Annotated in this window: 25 protein-coding genes; 17 read left to right on the top strand and 8 right to left on the bottom strand. The window is 37.2% G+C overall.

What is annotated here, in order from left to right; all coding sequences use genetic code 11:
• Nucleotides 1-68 precede the first annotated feature (68 nt).
• The 5 genes from AB3I34_RS05665 to AB3I34_RS05645 all read left to right on the top strand — a co-directional run bounded on the left by AB3I34_RS05665 (nucleotide 69) and on the right by AB3I34_RS05645 (nucleotide 6,053).
• Nucleotides 69-1,097, top strand: a complete 1,029-nt coding sequence (locus AB3I34_RS05665; RefSeq protein WP_002363239.1) for a hypothetical protein — start codon at nucleotides 69-71, stop codon at nucleotides 1,095-1,097.
• The gene (locus AB3I34_RS05660; protein ID WP_002376042.1) at nucleotides 1,094-1,540 is read left to right on the top strand and encodes a YaiI/YqxD family protein; all 447 of its coding nucleotides are present in this window, start codon (nucleotides 1,094-1,096) and stop codon (nucleotides 1,538-1,540) included. The genes AB3I34_RS05665 and AB3I34_RS05660 overlap by 4 nt, the downstream gene beginning before the upstream one ends.
• A gap of 140 nt (nucleotides 1,541-1,680) precedes the next feature.
• Nucleotides 1,681-2,751: a D-alanine--D-alanine ligase gene (locus AB3I34_RS05655; RefSeq protein WP_002355721.1), complete on the top strand. Its 1,071-nt coding sequence runs from the start codon at nucleotides 1,681-1,683 to the stop codon at nucleotides 2,749-2,751.
• A gap of 78 nt (nucleotides 2,752-2,829) precedes the next feature.
• Nucleotides 2,830-4,203 carry a UDP-N-acetylmuramoyl-tripeptide--D-alanyl-D-alanine ligase gene (gene murF, locus AB3I34_RS05650; protein WP_002366255.1) on the top strand — a complete coding sequence of 458 codons (1,374 nt, stop codon included), beginning with the start codon at nucleotides 2,830-2,832 and terminating at the stop codon, nucleotides 4,201-4,203.
• 302 nt (nucleotides 4,204-4,505) lie between these two features.
• Nucleotides 4,506-6,053: a DEAD/DEAH box helicase gene (locus AB3I34_RS05645; protein WP_002355724.1), complete on the top strand. Its 1,548-nt coding sequence runs from the start codon at nucleotides 4,506-4,508 to the stop codon at nucleotides 6,051-6,053.
• Between the two features lie 60 nt (nucleotides 6,054-6,113).
• Here AB3I34_RS05645 and AB3I34_RS05640 read toward each other — a convergent pair whose 3' ends face one another.
• Entirely contained in the window at nucleotides 6,114-6,380 is a 267-nt protein-coding gene (locus AB3I34_RS05640) for a hypothetical protein (protein ID WP_025189318.1), read from the bottom strand.
• Nucleotides 6,381-6,684: 304 nt separating this feature from the next.
• Between AB3I34_RS05640 and acpS the strand changes: the two genes are divergently transcribed.
• The 7 genes from acpS to lepB all read left to right on the top strand — a co-directional run bounded on the left by acpS (nucleotide 6,685) and on the right by lepB (nucleotide 12,028).
• The gene (acpS, locus tag AB3I34_RS05635; protein ID WP_002355727.1) at nucleotides 6,685-7,038 is read left to right on the top strand and encodes a holo-ACP synthase; all 354 of its coding nucleotides are present in this window, start codon (nucleotides 6,685-6,687) and stop codon (nucleotides 7,036-7,038) included.
• Between the two features lie 29 nt (nucleotides 7,039-7,067).
• Nucleotides 7,068-8,183, top strand: a complete 1,116-nt coding sequence (gene alr / locus AB3I34_RS05630) for an alanine racemase (protein WP_010712068.1) — start codon at nucleotides 7,068-7,070, stop codon at nucleotides 8,181-8,183.
• 15 nt (nucleotides 8,184-8,198) lie between these two features.
• Nucleotides 8,199-8,576: a type II toxin-antitoxin system PemK/MazF family toxin gene (locus AB3I34_RS05625; RefSeq protein ID WP_002355729.1), complete on the top strand. Its 378-nt coding sequence runs from the start codon at nucleotides 8,199-8,201 to the stop codon at nucleotides 8,574-8,576.
• A gap of 321 nt (nucleotides 8,577-8,897) precedes the next feature.
• Entirely contained in the window at nucleotides 8,898-9,593 is a 696-nt protein-coding gene (locus AB3I34_RS05620; RefSeq protein ID WP_002376052.1) for a hypothetical protein, read from the top strand.
• Nucleotides 9,594-9,617: 24 nt separating this feature from the next.
• The gene (locus AB3I34_RS05615; RefSeq protein WP_010817094.1) at nucleotides 9,618-10,913 is read left to right on the top strand and encodes a hypothetical protein; all 1,296 of its coding nucleotides are present in this window, start codon (nucleotides 9,618-9,620) and stop codon (nucleotides 10,911-10,913) included.
• Nucleotides 10,894-11,220, top strand: coding sequence for a hypothetical protein (locus AB3I34_RS05610; protein ID WP_002376056.1), 327 nt, complete (start codon nucleotides 10,894-10,896; stop codon nucleotides 11,218-11,220). The genes AB3I34_RS05615 and AB3I34_RS05610 overlap by 20 nt, the downstream gene beginning before the upstream one ends.
• Before the next feature lie 58 nt (nucleotides 11,221-11,278).
• Complete coding sequence (lepB, locus tag AB3I34_RS05605) at nucleotides 11,279-12,028, top strand: signal peptidase I (RefSeq protein ID WP_025189319.1); 750 nt, start codon at nucleotides 11,279-11,281, stop codon at nucleotides 12,026-12,028.
• A 52-nt stretch (nucleotides 12,029-12,080) separates the two neighbouring features.
• On the opposite strand, the gene AB3I34_RS05600 is transcribed toward lepB, so the two are convergent.
• Nucleotides 12,081-13,559 (bottom strand): helix-turn-helix domain-containing protein, encoded by a 1,479-nt coding sequence (locus AB3I34_RS05600; RefSeq protein ID WP_002376058.1) that lies wholly within the window; start codon nucleotides 13,557-13,559, stop codon nucleotides 12,081-12,083.
• Between the two features lie 173 nt (nucleotides 13,560-13,732).
• Here AB3I34_RS05600 and AB3I34_RS05595 point away from each other — a divergent pair, with 173 nt between their 5' ends.
• The 5 genes from AB3I34_RS05595 (at nucleotide 13,733) to AB3I34_RS05575 (ending at nucleotide 21,098) form a co-directional block, all read left to right on the top strand.
• On the top strand, nucleotides 13,733-14,485 hold the full coding sequence (locus AB3I34_RS05595) for a tyrosine-protein phosphatase (protein ID WP_010712072.1): 753 nt from the start codon (nucleotides 13,733-13,735) through the stop codon (nucleotides 14,483-14,485).
• Between the two features lie 78 nt (nucleotides 14,486-14,563).
• Nucleotides 14,564-14,794 carry a hypothetical protein gene (locus AB3I34_RS05590; RefSeq protein WP_002355737.1) on the top strand — a complete coding sequence of 77 codons (231 nt, stop codon included), beginning with the start codon at nucleotides 14,564-14,566 and terminating at the stop codon, nucleotides 14,792-14,794.
• 120 nt (nucleotides 14,795-14,914) lie between these two features.
• Nucleotides 14,915-17,587 carry a YhgE/Pip domain-containing protein gene (locus AB3I34_RS05585; protein ID WP_010712073.1) on the top strand — a complete coding sequence of 891 codons (2,673 nt, stop codon included), beginning with the start codon at nucleotides 14,915-14,917 and terminating at the stop codon, nucleotides 17,585-17,587.
• A gap of 220 nt (nucleotides 17,588-17,807) precedes the next feature.
• Nucleotides 17,808-18,977, top strand: coding sequence for a cation diffusion facilitator family transporter (locus tag AB3I34_RS05580; RefSeq protein ID WP_002391646.1), 1,170 nt, complete (start codon nucleotides 17,808-17,810; stop codon nucleotides 18,975-18,977).
• A gap of 297 nt (nucleotides 18,978-19,274) precedes the next feature.
• The gene (locus AB3I34_RS05575; protein WP_002409014.1) at nucleotides 19,275-21,098 is read left to right on the top strand and encodes an APC family permease; all 1,824 of its coding nucleotides are present in this window, start codon (nucleotides 19,275-19,277) and stop codon (nucleotides 21,096-21,098) included.
• A 36-nt stretch (nucleotides 21,099-21,134) separates the two neighbouring features.
• Here the strand turns inward: AB3I34_RS05575 and AB3I34_RS05570 are convergent, their stop codons facing one another.
• The 6 genes from AB3I34_RS05570 to AB3I34_RS05545 all read right to left on the bottom strand — a co-directional run bounded on the left by AB3I34_RS05570 (nucleotide 21,135) and on the right by AB3I34_RS05545 (nucleotide 26,609).
• Nucleotides 21,135-21,599 (bottom strand): GNAT family N-acetyltransferase, encoded by a 465-nt coding sequence (locus tag AB3I34_RS05570; protein ID WP_010712074.1) that lies wholly within the window; start codon nucleotides 21,597-21,599, stop codon nucleotides 21,135-21,137.
• 71 nt (nucleotides 21,600-21,670) lie between these two features.
• Nucleotides 21,671-22,333, bottom strand: coding sequence for an ABC transporter permease (locus tag AB3I34_RS05565; protein WP_002363261.1), 663 nt, complete (start codon nucleotides 22,331-22,333; stop codon nucleotides 21,671-21,673).
• Nucleotides 22,334-22,336: 3 nt separating this feature from the next.
• Nucleotides 22,337-23,257, bottom strand: a complete 921-nt coding sequence (locus AB3I34_RS05560) for an osmoprotectant ABC transporter substrate-binding protein (protein WP_002355743.1) — start codon at nucleotides 23,255-23,257, stop codon at nucleotides 22,337-22,339.
• Between the two features lie 2 nt (nucleotides 23,258-23,259).
• Nucleotides 23,260-23,895, bottom strand: a complete 636-nt coding sequence (locus AB3I34_RS05555) for an ABC transporter permease (protein WP_002355744.1) — start codon at nucleotides 23,893-23,895, stop codon at nucleotides 23,260-23,262.
• Between the two features lie 3 nt (nucleotides 23,896-23,898).
• The gene (locus AB3I34_RS05550) at nucleotides 23,899-25,092 is read right to left on the bottom strand and encodes a betaine/proline/choline family ABC transporter ATP-binding protein (RefSeq protein ID WP_002355745.1); all 1,194 of its coding nucleotides are present in this window, start codon (nucleotides 25,090-25,092) and stop codon (nucleotides 23,899-23,901) included.
• 626 nt (nucleotides 25,093-25,718) lie between these two features.
• On the bottom strand, nucleotides 25,719-26,609 hold the full coding sequence (locus AB3I34_RS05545; RefSeq protein WP_010712075.1) for a ring-cleaving dioxygenase: 891 nt from the start codon (nucleotides 26,607-26,609) through the stop codon (nucleotides 25,719-25,721).
• Between the last annotated feature and the right edge of the window lie 102 nt (nucleotides 26,610-26,711).

Here is a 26,711-nt window from a genome sequence, read left to right as displayed (position 1 = left end):
GTGTGGCTTTTCTTCTGGTCTTTTTTTCATTATAATTAAAAGAAACAGATTGCAAAGGAGGCAGCAGGATGAGTGTTGCACATCTTTTAACAGTTTTAGAAAATGATGAATTTATTGAACGGATTCAAAAACGACCAGAAGCGTTCATTGGAACGACTGGCTTAGTCGGCTTAGAGAATTTACTTGTTCAGACAATTAACGGTTTATTAGAGTTTTTCATTGAAAAGAATCAAGGGAAAATTGCTATACAGTTATCACGTCAACAAATCTCTTTTCAGGTATCTTCCACACGACCGCTTGTTTTTGAACAAAAGCAAGTCGATTTAGAACCACCTTTTCTGTATTTATCTGTTTTACAAGCCTTCTCAAAACAAGTAGGAATCAGTATCGATCAAGAAAAACAGCGGACTATTTTTATTTACCATCAAGGGCAATTGAAAAAACGATTATTATTACCTATTGAAGAAACCCAGGAACGAATTGAAGTCTTATTTTGGCCAGATACGCAAATTTTTGGTACAGAATCACTTTCTTATATGCGTGTTTTACAACAATGTCAACAGATTGCCATGTTGAATCCAGGCTTAAAGATTCTCTTAACACAAGAAGAGGAACAAAAAAATCTTTGTTATTACCCTAAAGGTTTAAGTAATTATTTATTTGAAAAAGATAACCCATTAACTAGAAAAGCTGCACCGATTATTCAAGCCAAGCAAACAGAATTGGCCCTTGTTCAATTTATTTTGAGTAAAAATCATGCGCCGCAAGTGCAAAAAACATTTGTTAATGGGCATTATCCCAGTCTTGGCGGAACCCACTATGAGGGCTTTCTTGATGGCGTAGTGGCCGCCTTCAATCAATTTTTAGAGGAGCAACATTACTCATTATCTGTGACAGCAGATAGTTTTTTAGCAGAATTTGATTTTGTTTTAGCCATTACGATACCAAAGCCCCGCTACACGGATGCAACGAAAACCATTTTAAGAAATACAGAGTTATATGAAGTGGTTAAAGAAGTCGTTTTTGACGAATTACAACACTACTTTCAACGTCATCCCAAATGGTTAGAGCAAGGAAGAATCGAGGGAAATGAATGAAAATTTTTGTCGATGGCGATGGTTCACCTGTGAAAGAGACGGTTATTGAAGTCGCTGTAGAGAAAGCTTTGGATGTGGTGATTGTTACTAGTGTAGATCATTATTCCTTAAAAGATTATCCAGAAAATGTCTCTTTTGTGTATGTTGATAAAGGAGCGGATGCTGCTGATTTTAAAATTGTGCAGTTAATAAAAAAGGGGGATCTTTTAATTACACAAGATTATGGCTTAGCTTCCTTGGTTTTGCCAAAAGGAGTGTTGGTTTTACATCAACTGGGTTATCAATATACGAAAGAAAATATTGATGGATTGTTAGAACAACGCTATTTTAGTGGCCAAATTCGGCGAAAAGGTGGCCGAACGAAAGGACCTAAACCTTTTACAGACAAAGATAGAACAACGTTTAAACAAGCCCTTATTGAGCTGGTGGAACGGAGTCTTTAGTAAGAAAAAGGCAAGCAAAGAATTTTTCCTTCACTAAATTTGCTTCTATTATGAAACTGGGTTTTATGCTAAAATAAGTAAGGATAATTTGAAAAATAATTTTTTCTAAAAGACAGGAAAGAAACTAGGAGGACAAGCATTTGAAGATTATTTTGTTGTATGGCGGCAGAAGTGAAGAGCACGATGTGTCTGTTTTGTCTGCATATTCCGTTTTAAATGCAATCTATTATAAATATTATCAAGTACAGTTAGTCTTTATTAGTAAAGATGGTCAATGGGTAAAAGGCCCTCTCTTATCTGAACGACCACAAAATAAAGAAGTTTTACATTTAACTTGGGCACAAACACCTGAAGAAACAGGCGAATTTTCAGGAAAACGAATCAGTCCTTCGGAAATTTATGAAGAAGAAGCGATTGTTTTCCCTGTTTTACACGGGCCAAATGGCGAAGATGGAACAATTCAAGGATTCATGGAAACCATTAATATGCCTTATGTGGGCGCAGGTGTCTTAGCTAGTGCTAACGCAATGGACAAAATCATGACGAAATATCTTTTACAAACTGTTGGCATTCCACAAGTACCATTCGTGCCAGTTTTAAGAAGTGACTGGAAAGGAAATCCAAAAGAAGTCTTTGAAAAATGTGAAGGTTCTTTAATCTATCCGGTCTTTGTTAAACCTGCCAATATGGGTTCTAGTGTCGGAATTAGCAAAGCGGAAAATCGTGAAGAATTGCAAGAAGCATTGGAAGAAGCTTTCCGTTATGATGCCCGAGCAATTGTTGAACAAGGGATTGAAGCACGTGAAATTGAAGTAGCCATTTTAGGAAATGAAGATGTCCGTACGACTTTACCTGGTGAAGTGGTGAAAGATGTCGCTTTCTATGATTATGATGCAAAATACATCAATAACACGATTGAAATGCAAATCCCAGCACATGTTCCAGAAGAAGTAGCTCATCAAGCGCAAGAATACGCTAAAAAAGCGTATATTATGTTAGATGGAAGTGGCTTAAGTCGCTGTGATTTCTTCTTAACAAGCAAAAACGAATTATTCCTGAATGAATTGAACACCATGCCTGGTTTTACTGACTTTAGTATGTACCCTTTACTATGGGAAAATATGGGCTTGAAATACAGTGATTTAATTGAGGAACTGATTCAGTTAGCTTTGAATCGTTTTAAACAACGCCAAGAATTTTATAATAACTAAGAAGAAAAAATCACACAAGACTGGGACATGACAAGACTTTGGCATGTCCCAGTCCCTGTGTCAGAGGAGCAAAACATAATGAAATTAACCTTCTGGGAAGTAGCGCAAGCGGTTGAAGCCAGTAATGATTGGCAACAATGGCCTGATTTTCCTTTAACAGGCATTGAATTTGATAGTCGTAAAATTGTGAAAGGAAACCTCTTTGTTCCTTTACAAGGTGAAAATGATGGTCATCGTTTTATTGAGAGTGCCATGGCTAATGGCTGTCAGGCCGCTTTTTGGGGACAGGATTTAGTCGATGCGCCGCAACAATTGCCTGTTTTGCATGTTACTGATCCACTGGTTGCTATGCAAAAATTAGCTACCTATTATTTAAATAAAATGCAACCGAATGTCATCGCTGTGACTGGTAGTAATGGAAAAACCACCACTAAAGATTTGATTGCTGCTGTGTTATCTGAAAAGTTTGTGACTTACAAAACGCAAGGCAATTACAATAATCAAATTGGCTTGCCCTATACTATTTTACACATGCCTGATGAAACAGAAAAACTGATTTTAGAAATGGGCATGGATCACGCTCAGGAAATTTCTTTCCTTTCCAATCTGGCTCAGCCAGAAGTTGCCGCCATCACAATGATTGGCGAAGCCCATGTGGAAAATTTAGGCTCACGAGCAGGCATTGCACAAGCAAAAATGGAAATCGTAGATGGTTTAGCCAAAGACGGTAGTTTATTTGTGCCAAGCGATGAACCTTTGCTAGAACCATTGGTGGAAAAAGTCACGCAACAAGTGATTACTTTTGGTTTTAGCCAGGAAAGTCAACTTCAAGGAATCGTCACAAATGAAGCCAAAGAGCAAACCTCATTCAAAATCAGTGATACACAAATGACGTTTACGATTCCAGTGCCAGGAACCTATAATGTCACCAATGCATTAATCGCAATTGGCATTGGTCGGTATTTCCAATTAACGGATAGTGAGATTCAAAAAGGGTTGGCTACAGCGGAACTAACAAAGAATCGGACAGAATGGCTGAAAGCAGCGAATGGTGCCGAGATTTTAAGTGATGTGTACAATGCCAATCCGACAGCTATGGGTCTTGTTCTGGACAGTTTTAGCAAAATGTCCAAAGTAGGAAAACGAATTGCTGTTTTAGGAGACATGCTGGAATTAGGTCCTGATTCTGCTAGCATGCATCAAGCAATGGCGCAGCATTTAGCCCCAGATGCGATTGAAGAAGTCTTTTTATATGGTTCTGAAATGGCTTATTTAGCTGATAAATTGCAAGAAACCTATGCACCAGCTAACATTCATTCTTTTAAAAAAGAAGAAAAAAATGAGTTGATTGAAGCTGTCAAAAAAGTCTTACAGCCAGAAGACATGGTGGTTTTAAAGGGAAGTAACGGGATGGGACTTCGTGAAGTCATCGATGCACTTTTGGAAAAGTAAATAAGTTTCATAAAACTTGCTGAAAATGGGATTCTATGATAGAATGACCTATTGCCGGAAGATGACGAGAAAAATTGAATCGTAGTAAATAAAATAGATCTATTTCTATGTTTAATAATAAATGTGAAGCTGAACGACCACGTTTGGCTTTTCTAATGCCATAAGGTGAATTTTTCGGTGAAATCAGGAAAGAAGAAATAGTTGGCACACTATAATGGATTTCTTTTTAACAACTGAAAGTGAAGACACCTGAAACTAGGAAGAAATCGTTCTTTCCGAAACAAAATCTAGGAGGATATCATTTGAAATTTAAAGAACTTGGTTTAGCGCCAGAATTATTATCAGCGGTAGAACGCGCAGGCTTCGAGGAAGCAACCCCTATTCAATCAGAAACAATTCCGTTAGCGTTAGCAGGAAAAGACGTAATCGGACAAGCACAAACAGGAACAGGGAAAACCGCTGCTTTTGGCTTACCAATGCTTAACAAAATTGACGCAGACAACCGCGTTATTCAAGGATTAGTCATTGCACCAACCCGTGAGTTGGCTATCCAAACACAAGAAGAGTTATTCCGTTTAGGCCGCGATAAAAAGATTCGCGTTCAAGCCGTTTACGGTGGGGCTGATATCGGTCGCCAAATCCGTGGACTAAAAGATCGTCCACATATCGTTGTAGGTACACCAGGACGTTTACTAGACCATATTAACCGTCGTACCTTGAAATTAGAAACTGTTGAAACATTAGTTTTAGACGAAGCAGATGAAATGTTAAACATGGGCTTCTTGGAAGACATTGAAAAAATCATCTCACAAGTGCCAGAACAACGTCAAACACTTCTATTTTCAGCAACTATGCCGCCAGCAATCAAGAATATTGGCGTGAAATTCATGAAACAACCAGAACATGTGAAGATTAAAGCCAAAGAAATGACGGCTGATTTAATTGATCAATATTATGTACGTTCAAAAGACTTTGAAAAATTTGACATTATGACACGTTTACTAGACGTGCAAACCCCAGAATTGACCATTGTCTTTGGTCGGACAAAACGCCGTGTTGATGAACTTGCCCGCGGGTTAGAAGCGCGTGGTTACAAAGCAGAAGGCATCCATGGCGACCTATCACAACAAAAACGGATGAGCGTTTTACGTTCATTCAAAAATGGTAACTTAGATATCTTAGTGGCAACAGATGTAGCAGCACGTGGGTTAGATATTTCAGGTGTCACCCATGTCTATAACTACGATATTCCACAAGATCCAGAAAGTTATGTTCACCGTATTGGTCGGACAGGTCGTGCTGGTAAAGGCGGTATGTCTGTGACGTTTGTAACACCAAACGAAATGGGTTACTTACATGTCATCGAAAACCTAACGAAAAAACGGATGACACCATTACGTCCACCAACCGAAAAAGAAGCATTTAAAGGACAATTAAGTGCAGCTGTTGAAACCATCGAAAGTGATCTAGAAGAAAATGGTTTAGACAAATATCTAGAATCTGCTGAAGCGTTATTAGAAAAATATTCAGCGACAGACTTAGCTGCGTTATTATTAAAAACAGTAGCGAAAGATCCAGCAGATGCGGTTCCTGTAAAAATTACCCCAGAACGACCATTGCCTTCAAATAAAAAAGGCTTTAACAAAAATGGCCGTGGTGGTGGCGGTGGGAACAACCGTAATCGCAACCGTGGTGGCAATGGTAAAGGTGGCAGCTATCGTGGCAACAAAAACCATAAAGATGGCGACCGTAATTACAAAAATAGCGACCGCAAAAATAAAGATCAACGTGGCGGTAAACGTCATAACGATAAAAAACGTGGTTTCGTCATTCGCGAAAACGCTAAATAATCAAAAGAGCGAGTGTTCCGTCTATGAACGGAATACTCGCTCTTTTTTGGTAGATAATCGTTAAATAGAAAAACTCAAAAAAAGTAAAAAAGGCATCAAAATGATATAAAAAAAGAAAAACGCCAAAATTATCCAAGTTTTCAACGGGGAAGTTAGATTGAAGAGTTTCAGTTTTTGTTGTAGCAAATGAATGGTTACGATCCAAACCAGTTGCAAGAGAAAAAATAGGCTGGTATTTTTAAAGAAGATTGGAAATATGTAGAGCAACAAAGTAAAAATAAATAGGGCGCAACGAAGTAACTTTTTTTGCCGAGAAGTTAAAGTCATACATTTTTCTCCTTTTTCTTTTTATTCTCCCAATAAGTAGCCAAAATTTTCTATAAAATATTAGAACATCCGCTTAGTTTCCTGATTTTTTTCCGATGCTTCTTAGTTGTTGTCTTACTTTTATAAAAATTCAGAAAAATTTTATAAAAATGTAAATAGGAAGAAAACGTATGGTACTTCAATTTGTGTGAGATCTTGTAAAACATTCTTTATTTTTTTAGCGAATCAGTGGAAAAATTTTGAAATTTTGTTAAAATGAAAGGTAATTCGGAGTAACTATATTAAATAGGAAGTAAGGCGGAAAATGATAAAGGGAATTGGTATTGACGCAGTAGAATTAAGTCGGATAAAACCGATTGTTGAAAAACAAGGATCGTTTATTCAACGGGTTTTAACACCTAACGAATTGACCCTTTTTGAAAAGTTATCTACAAAACGTCAAATAGAATTTTTAGCTGGTCGTTTTGCTTGTAAAGAAGCGTTCTCTAAAGCATGGGGCACAGGGATTGGTAAAGTTGGTTTACAAGATATTGAGGTGCTGACTGAAAAAACAGGTGCACCATACGTAGCAAACTCGCCCCATAATGGTAAAGTGTTTGTCTCGATTACGCACACAGATACTATGGCGATTGCACAAATTGTTTTAGAAAGCGAATAATAGAAGCAACGAAGAAAGAAGGATGTACAATGGTCGTTGGATGGCATCGTCCTACACGGTTACATATCGATACGCAAGCAATTACTGAAAATGTCCAAAAGGAATGTCAACGTTTGCCAGAAGGAACTGCTTTATTTGCGGTTGTAAAAGCGAACGGCTATGGGCATGGCGCCGTAGAAACCGCCAAAGCGGCGAAAAAAGGTGGCGCGACAGGTTTTTGTGTCGCCTTATTGGATGAAGCAATTGAATTGAGAGAAGCAGGTGTTCAGGACCCCATTTTAATTTTGAGTGTGGTAGACTTAGCTTATGTGCCTTTGTTGATTCAATATGATTTGTCTGTAACGGTAGCTACACAAGAATGGTTAGAAGCTGCTCTTCAACAACTAACGCCTGAGAGTAACACGCCATTACGTGTTCACTTAAAAGTCGATACTGGCATGGGACGGATTGGCTTTTTAACCCCGGAAGAGACTAAGCAAGCAGTGCGGTTTGTTCAATCCCACAAAGAATTTTTATGGGAAGGTATTTTTACTCATTTTTCAACAGCTGATGAAATCGATACAAGCTATTTTGAAAAACAAGCAGGGCGTTTTAAGGCTGTTCTAGCAGTTTTAGAAGAGTTACCACGGTATGTCCATGTTAGCAATAGTGCGACAGCGTTATGGCATCCTGATGTGCCAGGAAACATGATTCGCTATGGGGTAGCCATGTATGGATTGAACCCTTCAGGTAATAAGCTGGCTCCAAGCTATGCGTTAAAGCCGGCCTTGCGGTTGACCAGTGAACTCATCCATGTAAAACGCTTAGCGGCTGGTGAAGGGATTGGCTATGGCGAAACCTACGTAACTGAAGCTGAAGAATGGATTGGGACAGTGCCAATCGGCTATGCAGATGGCTGGTTGCGTCATCTCCAAGGATTTACAGTGCTCGTGAATGGTAAGCGTTGCGAAATCGTCGGACGAGTGTGTATGGATCAATGTATGATTCGTTTAGCAGAAGAAGTTCCTGTCGGCTCAGTCGTTACATTAGTTGGAAAAGATGGCAATGAAGAAAATACGTTACAAATGGTAGCCGAAAAATTAGAAACCATTCATTATGAAGTTGCATGTACTTTCTCACAAAGAATCCCCAGAGAATATAACTAGATAGGAGGTTCCACTATGGTCAAACGCGGAGATATTTATTTTGCAGACCTTTCCCCAGTAGTGGGCTCGGAACAAGGTGGCGTCAGACCCGTCCTTGTTGTCCAAAATAACTTAGGTAATCATTTTAGCCCAACGATTATCGTTGCGGCGATCACAGCCAAAATGGCAAAGCCAAAATTGCCAACACATATCGGGATTAATTCTGATGAAACAGGCATTGAAAAAGATTCAGTGATTCTTTTAGAGCAGATTCGAACAATTGATAAGGGCCGCTTGAAAGAAAAAGTTTGTCATTTGAGACTTGATATTATGGAAGAAGTTGATCGTGCCTTAGGCATCAGTGTTGGACTTAGTAGCGATTCAGCCCCAGCAAAAGCAAATTCAGCTACATAAAGAACGATAGCTACTATGAAATCAACAAAGACGAATTGGATTTTTAAAAAAGCGACTGATTGAATTTGGTTTGCTAAACATAGTTTGAGTAAAAGCGAGAGGGATAGCCAAGTGGCATCTCTCTTGTTTTTTTGTTTTGTATTTAAAAAATTAAAATATAAATATAAAATTCAAATTTTTATCATCTTATTTTAAATAAAGTTGTTGGCAAGGCTCAAACGGAATGTTACAATCAATACTATATAGAGTTTTTAAAGAGCGTAACAGGTGATTTTACAAGTTTTGATTGTCGAGTGATGACATAAAGGAGATTATATTTGTATGATGATTGTTGTACTTTTAATGAGTAGTTGCTTATTTTTATTTGTAAGCTATCAATTGTATTTGCGATTACTTGTCGAAAAACTGGATTCAGAGGACAGGACATTAAAGAGGAAAATAAATTTCTATAAGTATCAGAAAAATAGTCGTTTAATGATTTATTTATTGTTTAGTGTTTGTCTACTTAGCGTATTATTGTTAGGAATTGTTTATACATATTATCAATTAAATCAACGAAATATCCGCATGGAACAGCGGATCGAGCGTTTGGCACAGGGCCAAGCTACTCAAGGTGACAAAATAAAAAAACAAGCAATTAAAAAAACAGCCTTAAACCAGTTTCCCTGGAAACAAGCTGTTTCGGCAGAATCGGCCGCAGTCTTGACTAATTATGAATTACAATTAGCGCGTGAATGGCGTCCTTACCTCGGAGAGACGAGCATCACAATAATTAGAAGTGAAAAAACACAAACCTTGACACTCTCTGTTTTTTCAGTCGGCTTAAGTTACCATGAATTTCAAACAGGCCAAGACAATATTGTAGCACTTATTGCAGCGTTGAATTCAGTCAAAGAAATCACCATGATTGATTTTAATTTTACTTATCGAGATCAAGAGCAAACCCTTGTCAAATCCATTGATACGTATGCTCGTGAGACGTTGGAAACAAATTTGGAGCCTGTCGTGATTAGTTAAAAGGATGAGAGAAAGGACATAGATATGACAAAAAGACGTTTAATTAAAAAAATTAAAGATATTTCGGATGATACGCTTGAAAAAGAAGTCTTTTTTCAGCCAGGATTCGAACCAGAAAAAATAATTAGCGGAATCAAACCGGAACAACAGGAAAAAGAAATGGCGACGTTAAGAGAAAGGCTCGCCTACTATCAGAAAAAAGAAACAGCCTTTAAAAAACTTCAAGAAGAAAATGAGCAATTAAAGAACCAACAAGAAACGGAAAAACAAGCATTAGAAGAAAAAAATCAGGCATTACTTGAAACACTAAATCAAAAGGAACATGAAATTTTTGAATTGGAAGAGCAACTGGAAACGAACAGTGAAACCACGACAGAGGCTACCACTCTTCAAACAAATCTGCAAAACGCAGAAAAACAATTAACCACTGTACATAATCAAATGGAACGTTTAGAAAGTGAATTAACGCAGCAAGTGGCAGAATTAGAAAAAGAATCGGCTGAACAACAACAACATATCCAAACATTACGCAACCAGTTAGCAGAAGAAAAAGGAAAGTTGGAAAAAAAAGGAGATATTACAGGAATGGAAAAGCAAGTAGAAACATTAACGACAGAATTAGAAGAAAGCACAATGACTCAACAAGCATTGCAGGAACAAATTGAAAAACTAACTGTACAATTACAAAAAGTAGAAGCCGAAAAACAAACCTTACAAGAGGCTGCCCAACAAGAAGTGATTGTGCAACAACGCATGGAGGAGTTAAAGAATGAGCTTCAAAATAGTTTACAACAAAAAAATGAAGCAGAAGTAAAACTAGGTCGACTACAAGGTGTCAATGACAAACATCTTGCTGAAAAGCAAGTTTACGAAGGGGAATTAGCTGCTCTAAGAAAAGAAGTAGAGGCCAAAGAAGACAATTTAGAACAAGTTCAAAAAGAATTGAAGACACTACAAGCCGTTTCAAAAAATATTGAACCGAGTAGTGAGCAGTTAACAGAACTGCTACGCGCAAAACAGCAAATTAACGATTTATTAATGAAAAATCAGCAATTACAAGAAGAGGCTTTAAAATCGCAACAAGAAATTGGCGAAGTGATGGTTTCTGCCAAAAAAGAAGCTAATCGGATTGTTAATGAAGCGAAAGTAGAAGCAAAACACCTAATCAATTCCGCAGAATTAGAAATGTTAAATATTGGTAACCGAGCGAAAAGTATTTCGAATGAAGTCGAAGCATCAAAAGTAGAAGTACTTGAGATTTATCGCGAATTAGAGGAACGCTTAACTAAACTGACACGTCTTGAACAAGATAACTATTAATAAAATGGTCAGTAAAAAGTTAATGGGAGCAAGGAAACTACATTGTCTTGGGGTCCTTTTTTTAGCTGTTACACTAAGTGGCTCTGCAGAACGATTACAGGCTGCTGCTGTCTCAAAGGAAGAGCAGTCGCTAAGTCAACCGCTTGTCAGAAAAAACATAGTAACAGAGAAGAGCGAATATCTTGTACAAGCAAATCAAAGTATCTGGGAGCTGGCACAAGATGCTCAGAAACCACTGAATCAGTTTATGAAGGAAAACCAGTTACGTAGTAGCTATATTAAAAAAGGAACGCAATTAGTCAAATAGAAAAAAGGAGTAAAGAAAGGAAAAGTTTATTTAAGGAGCTTTTCCTTTTAAGAAAACGATGGAAGAATGGATAAAGTCAGTTATGCGAACAATTCGCCACATTAAGCGCGCCTTCTTGAAGCAAGAGTTGCCTGCGACATATCAGCTAAAAAAGCAAAAGGCTAACACAGCAATGGAATATTTGCTTGAGCAAACAGATAACCATCAATCAATAAGAGGACCGAAAAGAAAAATGACCGCTGAAGAGATTAAAAAAAAGCGGCAAGCCTACCAAAAGAAACAACGCATCCAAGTCGTTAAATTTTTTATGCCAGCTATTCTTTTCGCCATTTTTGTGTTCTTTTTTGTGTTAAAGACATCTAGCTACCCAATTGCTGGGCAATCCATGAAACCGACACTTAACGCAGGGGAACGAGTCTTAGTACAACGGACGAAGCAAGTAACAAGGTACGATGTGATTGCATTTAAAGCACCGCTAGCTAGCAAAGGTACGTACGTCAAGCGAATTATCGGGGTTCCTGGTGATCGAATTTGGGTAAACGAGGGGAAAGTTTATCTTTCAGAAGAACCTATAGCAAGCGATAATGAGGCACTGCCTGAGAATGCCAGTCGTTTTGACTTATCAGAAGAAGCGGCAGCCCAACTTCGCCTGTTTCAGAAGATTCCAGCCGGTCATTACTTTGTCTTAGGGGACAATCGTACGCATTCAAGTGATAGTCGTACGTTCGGCTTTGTCGAGATACAAGCGATTGAAGGAATCGTGGTATTTAAAATGGCGCCGTTTAAGGAAATAGGGAAAGTAAAATAAAAAGCTTAAGTCAACCATCTAAGAGTAGGGTACTTAAGCTTTTTTTTGGAAATTATTTGCCCAATAACAATTGAATGATTTTTTCAATTGATTGCAGGTCATAACGATTACTAATATCCGAAAAAATATAGTAATGGTCATACTGGGCAACGAGCGGTTCATTATTGGTATTCATTAAAAGCAAATCATAATGGTTTTCTGCGTTGTAAGGCTCAATTTTCAGCGGATATTTTCCAGCGATACTCTGTTGTATTTTTTGTGCTACCAACTCGCTATAAGCACTGCTCAGTGAGTGATAAACGCCAATGGTTATTTTTTTTTCATTTAATTCAGCAATGTGATTCAAAATAAGCGTATAATTAATTTCAGTAAATTGATTTTGGTACTTAGAAGTAGTGGCTTTTGTGGCAAAGTTCGTTGTAGCGATTTCCACTAATTCGTAAACTTCACTTTCACTAAAAGGATGACGTAAGACTTTCAAAAGTGACTGAATCGTCCAATAATCAAAGGGTAAAATAAATCCAGAAAAATAGTAGAGTTGCGCATGTAATTGGAAAAGTAAATTTTCAATATAAAGTAGCCGAATAGGTAGCGCGTAATGGGCTAAATAACCACGTGCTTTAAGGTATGTTAAAATAACCCGGTTCATTTCGTTAAGATACGTTTTTTCAATTCGTTGTTGTTTTGCTAAACGAAAGGCGAAAGCAGCATTCGCAGAATAATTATGCATGGAACAGAAAAAGTCATAAAACATATAGGCTTCATTGATTGTATATGGACGGTCGATTCTTTTCATATATGTATGTATAGATAAATTAATTTCTTCAAATAAAGGTCGATCGAGTTGGACATCATGCGGACTAATCGTTGGCAGAGGTTCTAAAACCATACGACGAAAAGAAATTTTCATCCAAAGCTTAATTTGAAGAATTTCTGTATGGTCAAAGGTAATTCTGGGGATTTCTTGTAATATCTCGATTAATCCTAGGTATTGATTGGCCAGTTCTTTTTCTAAATCTGTTTTTTCTTCAAAGATAAACCAGAAAAAATTAAAAAAGAAAAAGCGAATTTGTTTTTCTTCGCCGATAAGTTTTCCTCGTTTGATACATAAATTAAACTCATTGAGTAAGTCATTTAATTCAACGATTTTTCGATAATAGGTAGCAGAGCTGATGGCATAATTCTGTTGAAAATACCCGCCATTTATTTTATTTTTATGAAAGAGTTGCTGAACCATGTGAAACTTAATAGATTTATTCAAGAACAACATGATCATTGCTTTCATGGAAAAGGTTGGCGCTTTATTTAGATAAAGGGTATCACCTAGTACAGTCACGGTGAGGCTTTCTTGAAGTTGCTCTTCTTTCAAAAATTGTTCTAAAAAAGAAAGATACTCATTCAATGTTGGTAAACTAATATTGAAAAAATCTACTAATTCATTTCGTGTCGCTTGGCCTTTATTATTATATAGGAACAATAGAATATCATTCATATAATCATACGGTTTTTCTAAAAAATCTCGTTTTAACATCGTTGCTCACCTCTCTTTTAAGAATACTGTATCTATGATAAAATGGCAATAAACAACTGATAAAAAGATTGTTTTTTGAAGTGTTTTTTATTATCATTTAGAAAAAGAAATAAAAAGAAAAAACAAAGTATTTAAATGACAACAAAATAATTAAAATGAAGGAGTGACAGAACATGAACAGCGTAGTAAATTTTAGAGATATTGGAGGATTTCCAACGCAACAAGGTACATCCGTCAAGACAGGGCATTTTTTTCGGAGTGGTGAACTCGTCAATATTGCACAAGTGGATCAACAGATGCTAGTAGAGAATTATCATATTAAACGGATTTATGATTTTAGAAGTGCAGCAGAAACGCAAGAACGACCAGATGATTCAATTCAAGGAACCAACTATTTACATATAGACATTTTGGCCGATATTCAGGCGCAGACCGCTTCATTAGAAGGAATGCTTAAAACGGTTGGTTCACCCGATGCAGCAATGGACATGGCTTATAAAGAAATGGTTCTTTCCAATTCGGGGCGCAAAGGTTACCAAAAATTTTTTGAAAACTTTTTAAGTTATCCACAGGAAGCTATTTTATTTCATTGTTTCGCAGGAAAAGATCGAACAGGAATCGGCGCAGCCTTGATATTAAGTGCTTTAGGTGTGGAACATTCTTATATTTTAGAAGATTATTTAAAGACGAACGAGCAAAGAAAAGCTGCTAACGAGCAAATTATTGCACAGTACCAAGCAAATGGAACACCTCCAGCAGAAATTCAACAATTAGAAACGCTGCTTTATGTGAAAAAAGAGTACTTAGCGACCGCTTTACAGGCGATTGAAAAAGAATTTGGTTCGGTAGAGGGCTATTTAAAAGAGGGACTCGGCTTACCTTTATCCGCCAAAAAAGATATGCTAAGTCTGTATACAAAATCATAGATCCTAAAAAAAGGACTATCCTTTCTAAAAAAGAAGTTTTATAATAGAAAAGAATCTGTTTGTAAGGAGGGATAGGGAATGAAAGAAGGACAAGAACAATTCTTAACGTTCATACTAGATCGAACAAAAGAAGATAAAAAAGAAAAAATGCAAGCGCTACTTGCAGAAATGTTTGAACGCCAACAAACAGGCAAATTAGATAAAATGTACTTGATGACAAAAGCACCAAAACTTTTGGCTTATTTAAAACCAGAAGCCATTGATGAAGTTAAACAAGTCGTTTCGGAATTTTCTAAAAATATGAAATAAACAAACTTAGCTTGAACTTACGACATTTTAAAAATGTGTCGTAACATTCAAGCTTTTGTTTGTTATTCTCTTGTATTTTATGCTAAAGTTATTCAGGCACAAAAAAAAGCAGGTGATTTTATGAAACATATAAAAAATACATGGGAACTATTTATTTTAGATTGGAAAAGAATTTTTAAAAACCCAGTAGCAACATTTTTGATTGTTGCCTTAATGATTATTCCTTCATTATATGCATGGTTTAACATTAAAGCACTATGGGATCCGTATTCAAATACAGGAGAGTTACCAATAGCGGTCTATAGTGATGACCAAACAGCAACTTTTCAAGATAAATCGGTCAATATTGGTGATGAAGTCTTGAAAAACTTGAAGAAAAACAAGCAATTAGGTTGGCGTTTTGTTGATTCGAAAAAGGAATTAGACAAAGGGGTCCAATCAGGAAAATATTTTGCCGGGATTTATTTACCTAAAGATTTTTCCAAAGATTTGCTAAGTTTTACTTCTGGTGATATCAATAAACCTAAAATTGAATACTCAATTAACGAAAAAATTAATGCAATTGCACCGAAAATTACGTCAAAAGGCGCTTCTTCCATTCAGTCACAAATTTCGGAAGAATTCATTAAAACGGCAAGTAGTACGTTAATCAAAACATTCAATGATATTGGCTATGATATTGATAAAAACATGGTCAGCATTCAAAAAGTTAAGAGCATGATTTTAGATACAGATGCCAACATTGGAACCATTGACACGTACGCGAAACAAGTCACAGACTTACATGGTAAGATGCCTGAGCTAAAAGAAAAATTAGCGAAAGCCAACGATGCGATGAAATATTTACCTGAAGTTGATGCTTTAGGAGAGAAGATTGTTGAGCTAAATGGCAAAATGCCAAGCATCAAAGAACAAGCTAGTGTTATTTTGACGTTACAAGAAAAAATTCCAGAAATTCAAAACGCTGGCCGACAAATTGCTATGATTGATGAAGACTTTGCCTCTGTGGAACAAACAATGAGCGAAGGAATCCAAGAAGCAAAACAAGGATTAGAAATCATTCAACAAGTCCAAACGGCGTTACCAGATATTCGTAAACTAGGTGATCAAGCCAATGATTTAGGGAATGTTACATTAGATGGCGCCACTCAATTGGAAAAGGCGTTACCTGGAATTACTCAAAGTGTGGGGACGATTTTAAAAGCAATTGGAACAATTAGCGCTGGTGTAAATACAGCACTAGAAGATTTAAAAAATCATCGTTTACCAGTTGAAGAAAGAGAAGCGATTAAGCAACAACTGTCTGAAAGCTTAGGAAAACAACATGAAAATATCCAACAGCTGATTCAACTGTTTACACAAATGCAAGAAGCAACAGGTAGTGAGGCGTTACAGCAAACGATTGATAATTTAAGTAAAGCAGATATTGCTATATTAAATGTAAAGAGCGCTGTTGATGGAATTGATGTGAACGCGGTAACTGATAAACGATTGGAAGAAATTCAAAATGAAGCACAACAAATTGCGAACTTCGTAAGTGAAAAAAATATTAACCCTGATGCAGTTGAAAACACAGTAAAAACGATTTTAGACAAATTAATTGCTACCATCCAAAATGCTCAAGGTCAACTAAACAAAGCACAACAAATTGACTTTGAAGGATTATTGAGCTCAACAAGTCAAACGGTCACTAATGCGATTTCTTTATTAGAAAAATATCAAGCCGAAATGCCGGCAATTAAACAAGAAATTCATGATGCGAATACGATGTTGAATGGCAATATGGAAACCATTGTCAATGGCATTAATCGTGGTGCTGATTTGTATAAAAACGATTTACCAGTCATTCAAGACAAAGTCAGCAAAGCGGCAGCCTTTATGCAAAATGACTATCCAGGTATCCGAAAAGATTTAACGAATACCTTGAAAACAGTCAATGAGAAAATGCCAGATGTTGAAGCGGCCTTGGACAAAGCCAACGAGCTAATTATTAATGATTGGCCAAATATCAAAACAGGATTACACAAAGCAGCGAATGCAATCCGTAAAGGTGAAAAAGAAGTTGACTTAGGCGAAATTCTTAAATTACTAAAATTAGATGCCAATAAAGAAAGTGACTTCTTTACACAACCAGTTGAAGTCAAAGAACATGCTGTTTATCCGATTGCTAATAATGGTTCGGCAAGTACGCCATTCTATACAGCTTTGTGTTTATGGGTTGGCGCTGTGTTATTCTCAAGTGTTGCGACAACAGATGTTTATCTTGAAGGGAAAGATAAAAAACGCTTCTCTAAACGGGAACAATTTTCAGCACGGATGTTTACCTTCATTGTCATGGGGATTGGTCAAGCACTGATTGTAACCTTAGGTAATTACTTTGCGTTAGGCGTAGATGTTCGTAATCCAGCGTATAGTGTCTGGTTTGCGGTATTGATTGCCATTACGTTTATGATAATGGTTTATGTGCTCGTTGCTCTCTTTGGCAATGTAGGGAAAGGAATTGCGATAATAATCTTGGTACTATCCATCTCTGGTGGGGGTGGGAACTACCCAATTCAAGTCTCAGGTAAATTCTTCCAAATGATTAATCCGTTCTTGCCGTTTACGCATGCCGTGAACTTGCTAAGGGAATCAGCAGGAGGCATTTACTGGCCAAATGCTTGGTTTGCAATTTGGATTATGGTGGGGATTTCAGTCGTCTTTAGTATTGGCGGCGCAATTCTTTATCCACATCTGGAACACAGATCGAAAAAATTTGCGGCTTTAGCACAAAAGAGCCATTTATTCCATTAAAAAACAAAAAGCTGAAAACGTCTCTAGCGTTTTCGGCTTTTTGTTTTTCTTTATTTTCAAGGTAACCCTAACAAAGAAGTTTTGGGGGCTCTTGCTTTTGACTTTTTGGCAATGCTAAATAATAAAATCTCCCTCAGAAAGTGAGGTTTTTTGTGTACAAATGTATAAAAAGGTTTTATAGTATTTTTTTAAGAAATAAAAAGTGGGTAGGGGTTGTAAAATGATTCAAGCATTGCTTCAACGATATGAGAAAAAAATTGAACGTCGTAAATTGGAAAAACGAACAGCATTCGGTGCTTTTGCCGGGCGGATTGGGCTTGTTTCTAATTTATTTTTATTCGTTAGTAAATTTATGATTGGCTTGCTTTCAGGTAGTGTTTCAATCATGGCAGATGCCATTAATAGCTTGTCCGATACTATTTCTTCAGTTTTAACATTAGTCGGTTTTTATATTGCCGGTAAGCCAGCGGACAAAGAACATCCCTATGGCCATGAACGTTTTGAATATATTAGTGGAATGCTTGTATCATTAGTGATTACGTTTATTGGGTTTGAGTTTCTAACGACCTCCGTGGATCGCATCCTGCATCCAGAATCAATCAAGGTGACACCCATTTTATTTGCTGTTTTAGCTTTATCAATTGGGATTAAAATTTGGCAAGGGCTGTTTTACAAAAAAGTATCAGCAAAAATTGATTCTCAAGCATTAGTTGCTTCTGCTAAGGACAGCTTCAATGATGTTTATACTACATTAGCTGTTTTGGTTTCTGCATTTATTGAAGGCGTCACTGGTTTGCGAATTGATGGATATATTGGTTTTTTAATTGCTGCATATATTATTTATAGTGGCTTGCAGTTAATTCGCGAATTTATTAATGAGTTGATGGGCATGCGTCCGAGCCAAACAGAAATTGATGAAATGAAAAATGTCTTATCAAAAATGGAAACAATCGTAGGATATCACGATTTACTGATTCATAATTATGGTCCCAGCCAAACGTTTGCGTCTGTTCACATTGAAATTGATGATCGCTGGGATTTAAATAAGGCCCATCAGACAATCGATGCGATTGAAGCGAAGTTTAAAGAAGAGTTGGATGTTAATCTTGTTTGTCATATTGATCCAGTGAATTTATATGACCCAACACAACAATTTGTTCATCAAACAATCAAAAAGATTATTCGTTCTTTTGATGCGTCTTTAAAAGTCCATGATATCCGCTTAGTTACCCATGGCGAAGAGCCGAAGATTTTGTTCGACTTGGTTTTGCCTACAGAATCAAAATTATCTGAATTTGAACTGGGTGTGGAAATTCAACGGCAAGTTTATGAAAAAATTGGTCGTTATAAAGTGGAAATTACCTTCGATCATACGTACTTGTTACAATAAAAGGGAATAATTAACTAAGTTTTTAAGCGAGAGCCAAAAGGTCAAATAGACTTTTAGCTCTCGCTTTTTTGTTTAGAGAATGCAAATCCTTTTGTTATCTGGATTCTCTTGATAAGATAAGAGAAGCGGGGGACTGTAAATGAGTGTCTGATTAAAAAAAGATGGTGATTTTTTTATCTTTTTCAGTAACAAAAATCAATTGACTTTTCATTGTGAGAAGCGTAGCATATGGATTTGTTTGATAAAAAATAATGAAAAAAGTGAGCGGGTCACTCTAGAGAAAAGGAGTCGAAAAAAATGGCGGATTTAAAACGACTGTTCATTGGGAAACCATTGAAATCAGCCGAAAATGATGAACATAAATTAAGCAGATTTGCAGCGCTTGCGTTGTTATCTTCTGATGCACTTTCATCCATTGCGTATGGTACAGAACAAATAGTGGTGGTTCTGGTTACTTTGTCGGCGGCTGCGATTTGGTATTCATTGCCAATTGCTGCATTTGTTATTATTTTACTTATTTCTTTAACATTGTCGTACCGACAAATTATTCATGCGTATCCGCATGGCGGCGGCGCATACGTTGTTAGTAGTGAAAACCTCGGCAGAAATGCAGGTTTATTGGCTGGTGGTTCGTTGTTAGTCGATTATATGCTAACAGTAGCCGTTTCAGTTTCAGCGGGCGCAGAGGCGATTATATCGGCGATTCCAGCGTTATATGGTCATCAAGTAGCAATTTCTATTGGGATTGTGATATTGATTACCTTAATGAACTTGAGGGGCCTGAGAGAATCTGCTTCGTTCTTAATGTTGCCAGTGTATAGTTTTATCGCAATTATTACCTTACTGATTGTTGTTGGACTATTTAAAATTGTGACTGGCGTACAGCCATTAAATGCGACAGCTTTACCAGGAGCCGTGGTTCCAGGAATTTCTATTGCCTTAGTTTTACGGGCTTTTTCATCTGGTTCTTCTTCCTTAACAGGGGTCGAAGCAATCAGTAATGCAGTGCCATTCTTTAAGAAACCACGAGCAAAAAATGCTGCTGGGACGTTAGCGTTAATGGCAACGATTTTAGGGTTCTTCTTCGTGGGGATTACATTTATTAACTATTGGTATGGGATTGTGCCAAAAGAAGAAGTGACAGTTCTTTCACAAATTGGGAAAGCGGTCTTTGGTCAAAATATTTTATATTATTTATTACAGTTTGCGACAGCCTTAATTTTAGCGGTTGCCGCTAACACAGGATTCTCAGCCTTTCCAGTTTTGGCTTATAACTTAGCTAAAGATAAGTTTATGCCGCATATGTATATGGATCGTGGCGACCGTTTAGGCTATTCAAATGGTATTTTAACTTTAGCTGCTGGTTCCATTGTTTTATTATTGATTTTCCAAGGTTCCACAGAACGTTTAATCCCATTGTATTCAATTGGTGTGTTTATTCCGTTTGCTTTGTCTCAATCGGGGATGGTTGTAAAATGGCGAAAAGAAACTAAAAATTGGTTGCCAAAATCAATTGCTAATATTGTCGGCGCCTTTATCTCTTTCGCGATTATCGCCATTTTGTTTATTTATCGATTAGGGGACATCTGGCCGTTCTTTATTATTATGCCAGTGTTGATTTATGCATTTTATCGGGTCAATACTCACTATAAGAATGTGGCGGAACAGCTACGTTTAGAAGATGGGGCACAGTTGCATGAGTTTGATGGGAATACAGTTATTGTTCTAGTAGGGAACGTAACCAAGGCAAATGTCGGCGCCTTGAATTATGCGCGTTCCATTGGCGATTATGTCGTTGCCATGCATGTCTCAATGGATGAAAACGTTGAGAAGGAAAAAGAAATTCAGGAAGAGTTTAAAAAACACTTCCCGGACGTTCGTCTATCAATTGTCCACTCTTCGTATCGTTCACTGCAAAACCCTATCTTACGTTATGTTGATTTGGTTAGTAAAAATGCCACGAAGCATAACTACAGTACAACAGTTTTAGTACCACAATTTGTACCGAATAAACGTTGGCAAAATATTTTGCATAACCAAACAAGTTTACGCTTGCGGATTCGTTTAGCGTGGCGGGAAAATATTATTGTGGCTACCTATAGTTATCACTTGAAAAAATAAATAAAAAAGTCTGCCATCTTTTGATGGCAGATTTTTTTATTGACGTAATTGTTTTTGATAAATTCTAGCGCAAGACTGCTCTTCGGTGGTTACCATTGTCAAAAATTCCCAGTCATATCTTTCATAAAAAGTAGTATGGTCTGTGAGCAAATAAAGCTTTTTAAATCCAGAATTAGCAAGAGAATCACCAACTGTTGTTAAAAGAATTCCTGCTAAGCCTTGGTGACGAAATGTTGGTTCGACATACAATGCACAAAGGTTTGGTGTAAGGTCTGCACGATTGTGGAAGTCATTATCAATTACGCCCACGCCTGCAACGATGTCCTGCTGTTTATTCAAGCAGACCCACCAATGTGGTACGTGGTTTTCGCTAGTTAGCATTTCCTGCATACTTGCTTGATACGCTTCAGCGGGGATTTGCCACTTTTGGCTAAACCATTGAGCAGCTGACGGAATTAAGTGTGGTTGTTGGTTTAAATCGATAATAGTATAGTTAGACATTATTAATCTCCTAGATAAAAGAACAGATCCCATTGAAAAGAAACAATGTTGGATCTGCTCTGCATTTTTTATTAATTGGAATGTTTGCTAGCTGGGTCTAAACGCCGTTCAATAATCCCTAGAACCCAATCTGTGATAATCGCCATAAAGGCCGTTGGTAAGGCACCGACTAAAATAATAGAAGCACCATCTGTGGCATTGGTTCCACGAATAATAATATCCCCTAAACCACCAGCACCAACGAAAGCACCAATCGCAGTAATCCCGATTGCGACGACTAACGCATTTCGAATACCTGCCATGATTACTGAAACAGATAAAGGTAACTCGACCATATAAAGAAGTTGTACTTTTGTCATACCCATTCCTTTACCAACATCTAAAATATTGCGATCCACTTGAATCATGCCAGTGTACGTATTCTTGATAATTGGTAGGAGAGAATAAAGGAAGACTGTTACAACTACCGTGTTGACGCCTAAGCCCATCCCCAACATTAAAATCGAAAGCATTGCCAAAGCTGGTACTGTTTGGATAATGTTCGCTAAACGGATAATCCAGTTGGCTAAGCTACGTTTACGTGAAATCATAATCCCGATAGGAATCCCGACAATTGCAGCAAAGATTACGCCATAAATCGAAATTAAAAAGTGACGTAAAAATTGTTGAAAGACGTAGCCGCCATTTTGTTGGAAATAGTAGATAAATTGTTGGAATAAATTCATATTATTCATCTGTTACTCCCCCTCAAAATAGTTATTTTCTTTTAAGAAACGTTCGGCTACGACCGCAGGTTCAATTAAATCATTATCTGCTTGATAGTTCAATTCTTGCATTTTTTTAGTAGAAATTTTACCATCTAAGCGATTTAATACATCTTTGATTTCCGGCGTTTCTTTTAATAATTTGTCACTAACCACAGGAGCGGCATCATAAGGCGGGAAGAAGCGCTTGTCATCTTTTAACATGACTAAATCGTAACTACCAATCCGGCCATCTGTTGAGTAACCTAAGATGACGTCCATTTTTCCAGCGTTGACTGCATCGTACACCAAGCCAATTTGCATTGGTAAAATAGATTTAAATTGGAAGTTGTATTCCTTTTTAAAGCCTTCATAACCGTCGCCTTCACGTGTGATCCACGCAGTATCGACACCAGCAACTAATTTGTCTGCGACTTTCCCTAAATCACTGACTGTTTTTAAATTGTATTTCTCAGCCGTTTCTTTTGTAACTAAGAATACATAAGTATTTTCAAACCCATATGAAGGGAACCAAGTTTGTTGATAACGTTTTTCAAATTCTGATTGAACTAGATTGAACGCTTTTTTAGGGTCTTTTTCCGCTGGTAAGCCAAGCGTAGTGGTCACGTCAGTACCAGTATAACGAGCTGCAGAAATTGAGGCATCTCCGTTTAACATTGCTTGGTGATTGATGGTCGTAGTGGCTAAGTTGTTAATCACATTTGTTTTTTTATCTGTGTAATGCTCAACCATATCCGCTACAATGCTCCCTAAAATTTGCGCTTCTGAAGTAATCCCACCTGTAATGGCAACAGTGTTATCATCAGAAGTTGAAGCGAGACCAGGTAAAGAACAACCTGCCAATAAAAGTAAACTGCTTAAGAAGAGTAAGCTTAACTTGAGTTTCTTTTTCATCATTATTCGCCCTCCCTTAAAGCTTTTGGCGTTAAACGATTTTCTAATAATCCAAGAAGAACATCTGCTAAAAGCGCTAAAATAGTTACTGGAATAGTCCCGCCAAAGATTAATTCTGGCTGATAGTTATTTAATCCACTGAAAATCATATCACCAAGACCACCTGCACCAATATAAGAAGCCAGTGTAGCCCAAGCAATGACATAGACAGCAGCTAAACGAATGCCGGCCATAATTGTTGGCATGGCAATGGGTAATTCAACACTAAAAATAGACTGTAAATTGGTCATGCCCATGCCTTTAGCAACATCTCGGTAATTTTCATCGACATTTTTCATTCCGATATACGTGTTTCTTAAAATAGGTAGAAGGGAATAGATGAATAGCGCGATAATAGCGGGTGTTTTGCCGACACCAAAAATTGGAATCATCAAAGCTAATAAAGCCAACGAAGGAACCGTTTGTAAGGCACTTGTTAAACCAATGACAATATTGGCTACTTTGGGCAAACGTGTTAACCAAACGCCAACGGGTACAGCGATAGCGACCCCTAATAAAAGTGCAAAGAATGAAATATAAATATGTTCAATACTTTTTGAAATCATTTCTGATCCATATTCTTGAAAGAAGCTACTCATTGCTTACGCCTCCTCTTTATCAGTTTCGGACTCGCTTTGTTTTGCTTCTACAGCTTCACTAATCGTTGTTTCATCGCCCCAGATAACATCATAAACAATGTCAACAAGGGAAGCACGTGTTAAGATGCCCACCACTCGTTTTTGTTCATCAACGACTGGCACATATTTTAAGCCACGTTTTAAGATTCTTTGTAAAGCATCACGTAAAAGAGCGGTTTTTTGAACAAAGAAGACATCTTTATTCAAGATATCACCAACACTAGAAGCTTTGCCACGTTGCTGATCTAATGTTTCAACATCGATAAAGCCTTTAAGCACATGGGAATTATCAACAACTAATAAGGTATCAACCCGTTTTTCACGCATCAATTTAATCGCTTCTTGTAAAGATTTTTCCGGCGTGATAGTAATTGCTGAATTTAACATGACTTCATCCACTGTGGTGAAATCAGGTTTGGCTTGTAATAAGCGATCTTCTCCGATGAGTTCTTCTACAAATTCATTGGCTGGATGACGTAAAATATTATCTGGTGTGTCAAATTGAATCACTTTGCCTTCGCTCATAATGGCAATTTTATTTGCTAATTTCAACGCTTCATCCATATCATGGGTAACAAAGACAATAGTTTTTCCTAAACGTTCTTGCAAATCTTTCACTAAATCTTGTAATGAATCACGGGTGATAGGATCTAAAGCACCAAAAGGTTCATCCATTAGAATAATATCTTGATTGGCAGCTAAAGCCCGCACAACGCCGATTCTTTGTTGTTGTCCGCCAGAAAGTTCATTGGGATAGCGGTCCAACATTTCTCGTGGTAACTCAACCAAATCAATCATTTTTTCGGCTATCTTATTGCGTTCTTCCACAGGTACTTTTAATAATTTAGGCACTAAAACGATATTTTCACGAATGGTCATGTGAGGCATCAAGCCGATATTTTGAATGACATAGCCAATTTGGCGACGTAGCTCTACAGGATTGATTTTTTGAATATCTTGGCCATCAATTAAAATTTTTCCTTTTGAAGGGTCGGTCATGCGGTTAAGCATCCGCATTGATGTTGTTTTTCCACTACCACTTGTTCCGATGAAGCAGATAAATTCACCTTTATCGAAAGACAAATTAATGTCATCAACGGCGACTTTTCCGCCTTTATAAAATTTTGATACATGCTGAAATTCTATCAACTTACTCACCTCAACTAAATATTTTGAAAATGTATCTTATTACTAGTATGCTATAAAAATGCGATTTCGACAAATGTAATCTATTTTTAATGGGAAAAAGAAGGCGGTAAAATTTTTTTAATTCGTTCTAAAAAAAAGAAAAGATAACTATTGTTTAGTAAAAGTTGTCTGAACGAAACAAGATGTTAAAAAGAGTGTTCTGAGAAGGGGGAAAAGCCGCTATAACAAAGAAAAGTGTCCTTTGTAGCAAGTTGACGGGAGCTGAGTTTTTCATTAGAATGGAAAGAGAACAAGGGAATAAAATAAAAAAAGGCGCTTCATGATTTAGCGGCAACTAAATCACGAAGCCTTGAATAGTCACCTGTGCAAGTGGACCATCAAGTTGCCCGTTCAATCAATGGAAACCATTGATCACTTTTATTTTACTGAATTTTTGAAAAAATTACCAGTTTTTTTAAGAAGTAAGAAGTGGAAGAACGAAGGATGCTTTTTATGGAATGTGCAATGACGTTCAGAAAAATCTGAAGGTCATTTTTTATTCTCTTGTTCAAACATTCAAACATAGGGGAAGAGAGACGGACGTAATTTTGTCACCGATTATTACGTCCGTCTTCCGTTGTTTTCTAAAGCGTTGGTTACATGTCTTTGTAGAGGTTGGCTTCAATTGCAGTCCGTTTTGGTTCTAAAAAAGGCGGTAAAGCCAACGTTTCCCCTAAATGTTCCAGAGGCTCATCCAATGTAAAGCCAGGAGCCAAAGTAGCAAATTCAACCCGATTCCCGCCTGGTTCACGAATGTATAAACTTTTAAAATATCCACGACTTACATACATTTCAATCTCCCAGCCTTGCGCTAAAGCGCGCGTGTGTAGTTCTTGTAATGCTTCATCATCAGCCACAGAAAAAGCAATATGATCCATACTGCCACGCCCCATTCGGCTTGTTTTATCCGACGTTGTTTGATGAACAGAAAGGCTTTCCGTCTCACTTAAAATAATCGTATTGCCAACTGCTTGCCAACCAAGAAATGTTTCAAAAAAGGCCAAGGTTTTTTCAGAATCTGGTACATGAAATTCAGTAGAGGCTAAACCGATAATTTGAACCGCTGCTGGAATGTCGTTAGAAACAACGAGTGTTTCTTTTAATGGATTTTCAGGAACTTCTGTCAGGATAATATGCGTATCATCTGGATCACTGAAATGTAGGCTCTTTTCTTTTTTATTAAATGGAATTTTGTTTTCTGTTAAACGTTGTTCCCAAAAGGAAAGGCTGTTTTGGGGAATTTTTAAGCCAATCGTGGCTAAATAATTTTTTTCTTCATAGCGGTTGCCTAATAAGGGCACGATAAAAAAAGTTACTAAGCTTCCCGGTGTGCCTTGATAATCGCCATAAAAATAATGAGGCATGCGATTGTTGTCTTGATTTACGGTATTTTTGACAAAGCGTAAGCCTAACAATTTTGTATAGAATGATTGGTTTTCTTGACCATGACGCGCTAATAGTGAAACATGATGAAATTGAGCATGCATTTTGAGTTCCTCCTCTAAATAACTATGTATACTTACTTAAAGTAAGTATAGTGCTTCTGACATTTTTTGACAACTATTTAGTTTGATTCAGAAGGCTGACAT

It is taken from the genome of Enterococcus sp. C102(2024), from assembly GCF_040888205.1.
In the GTDB taxonomy this organism is placed as follows: Bacteria; Bacillota; Bacilli; order Lactobacillales; family Enterococcaceae; genus Enterococcus; species Enterococcus faecalis.
This window is presented reverse-complemented; position numbering and strand designations above follow the sequence as displayed.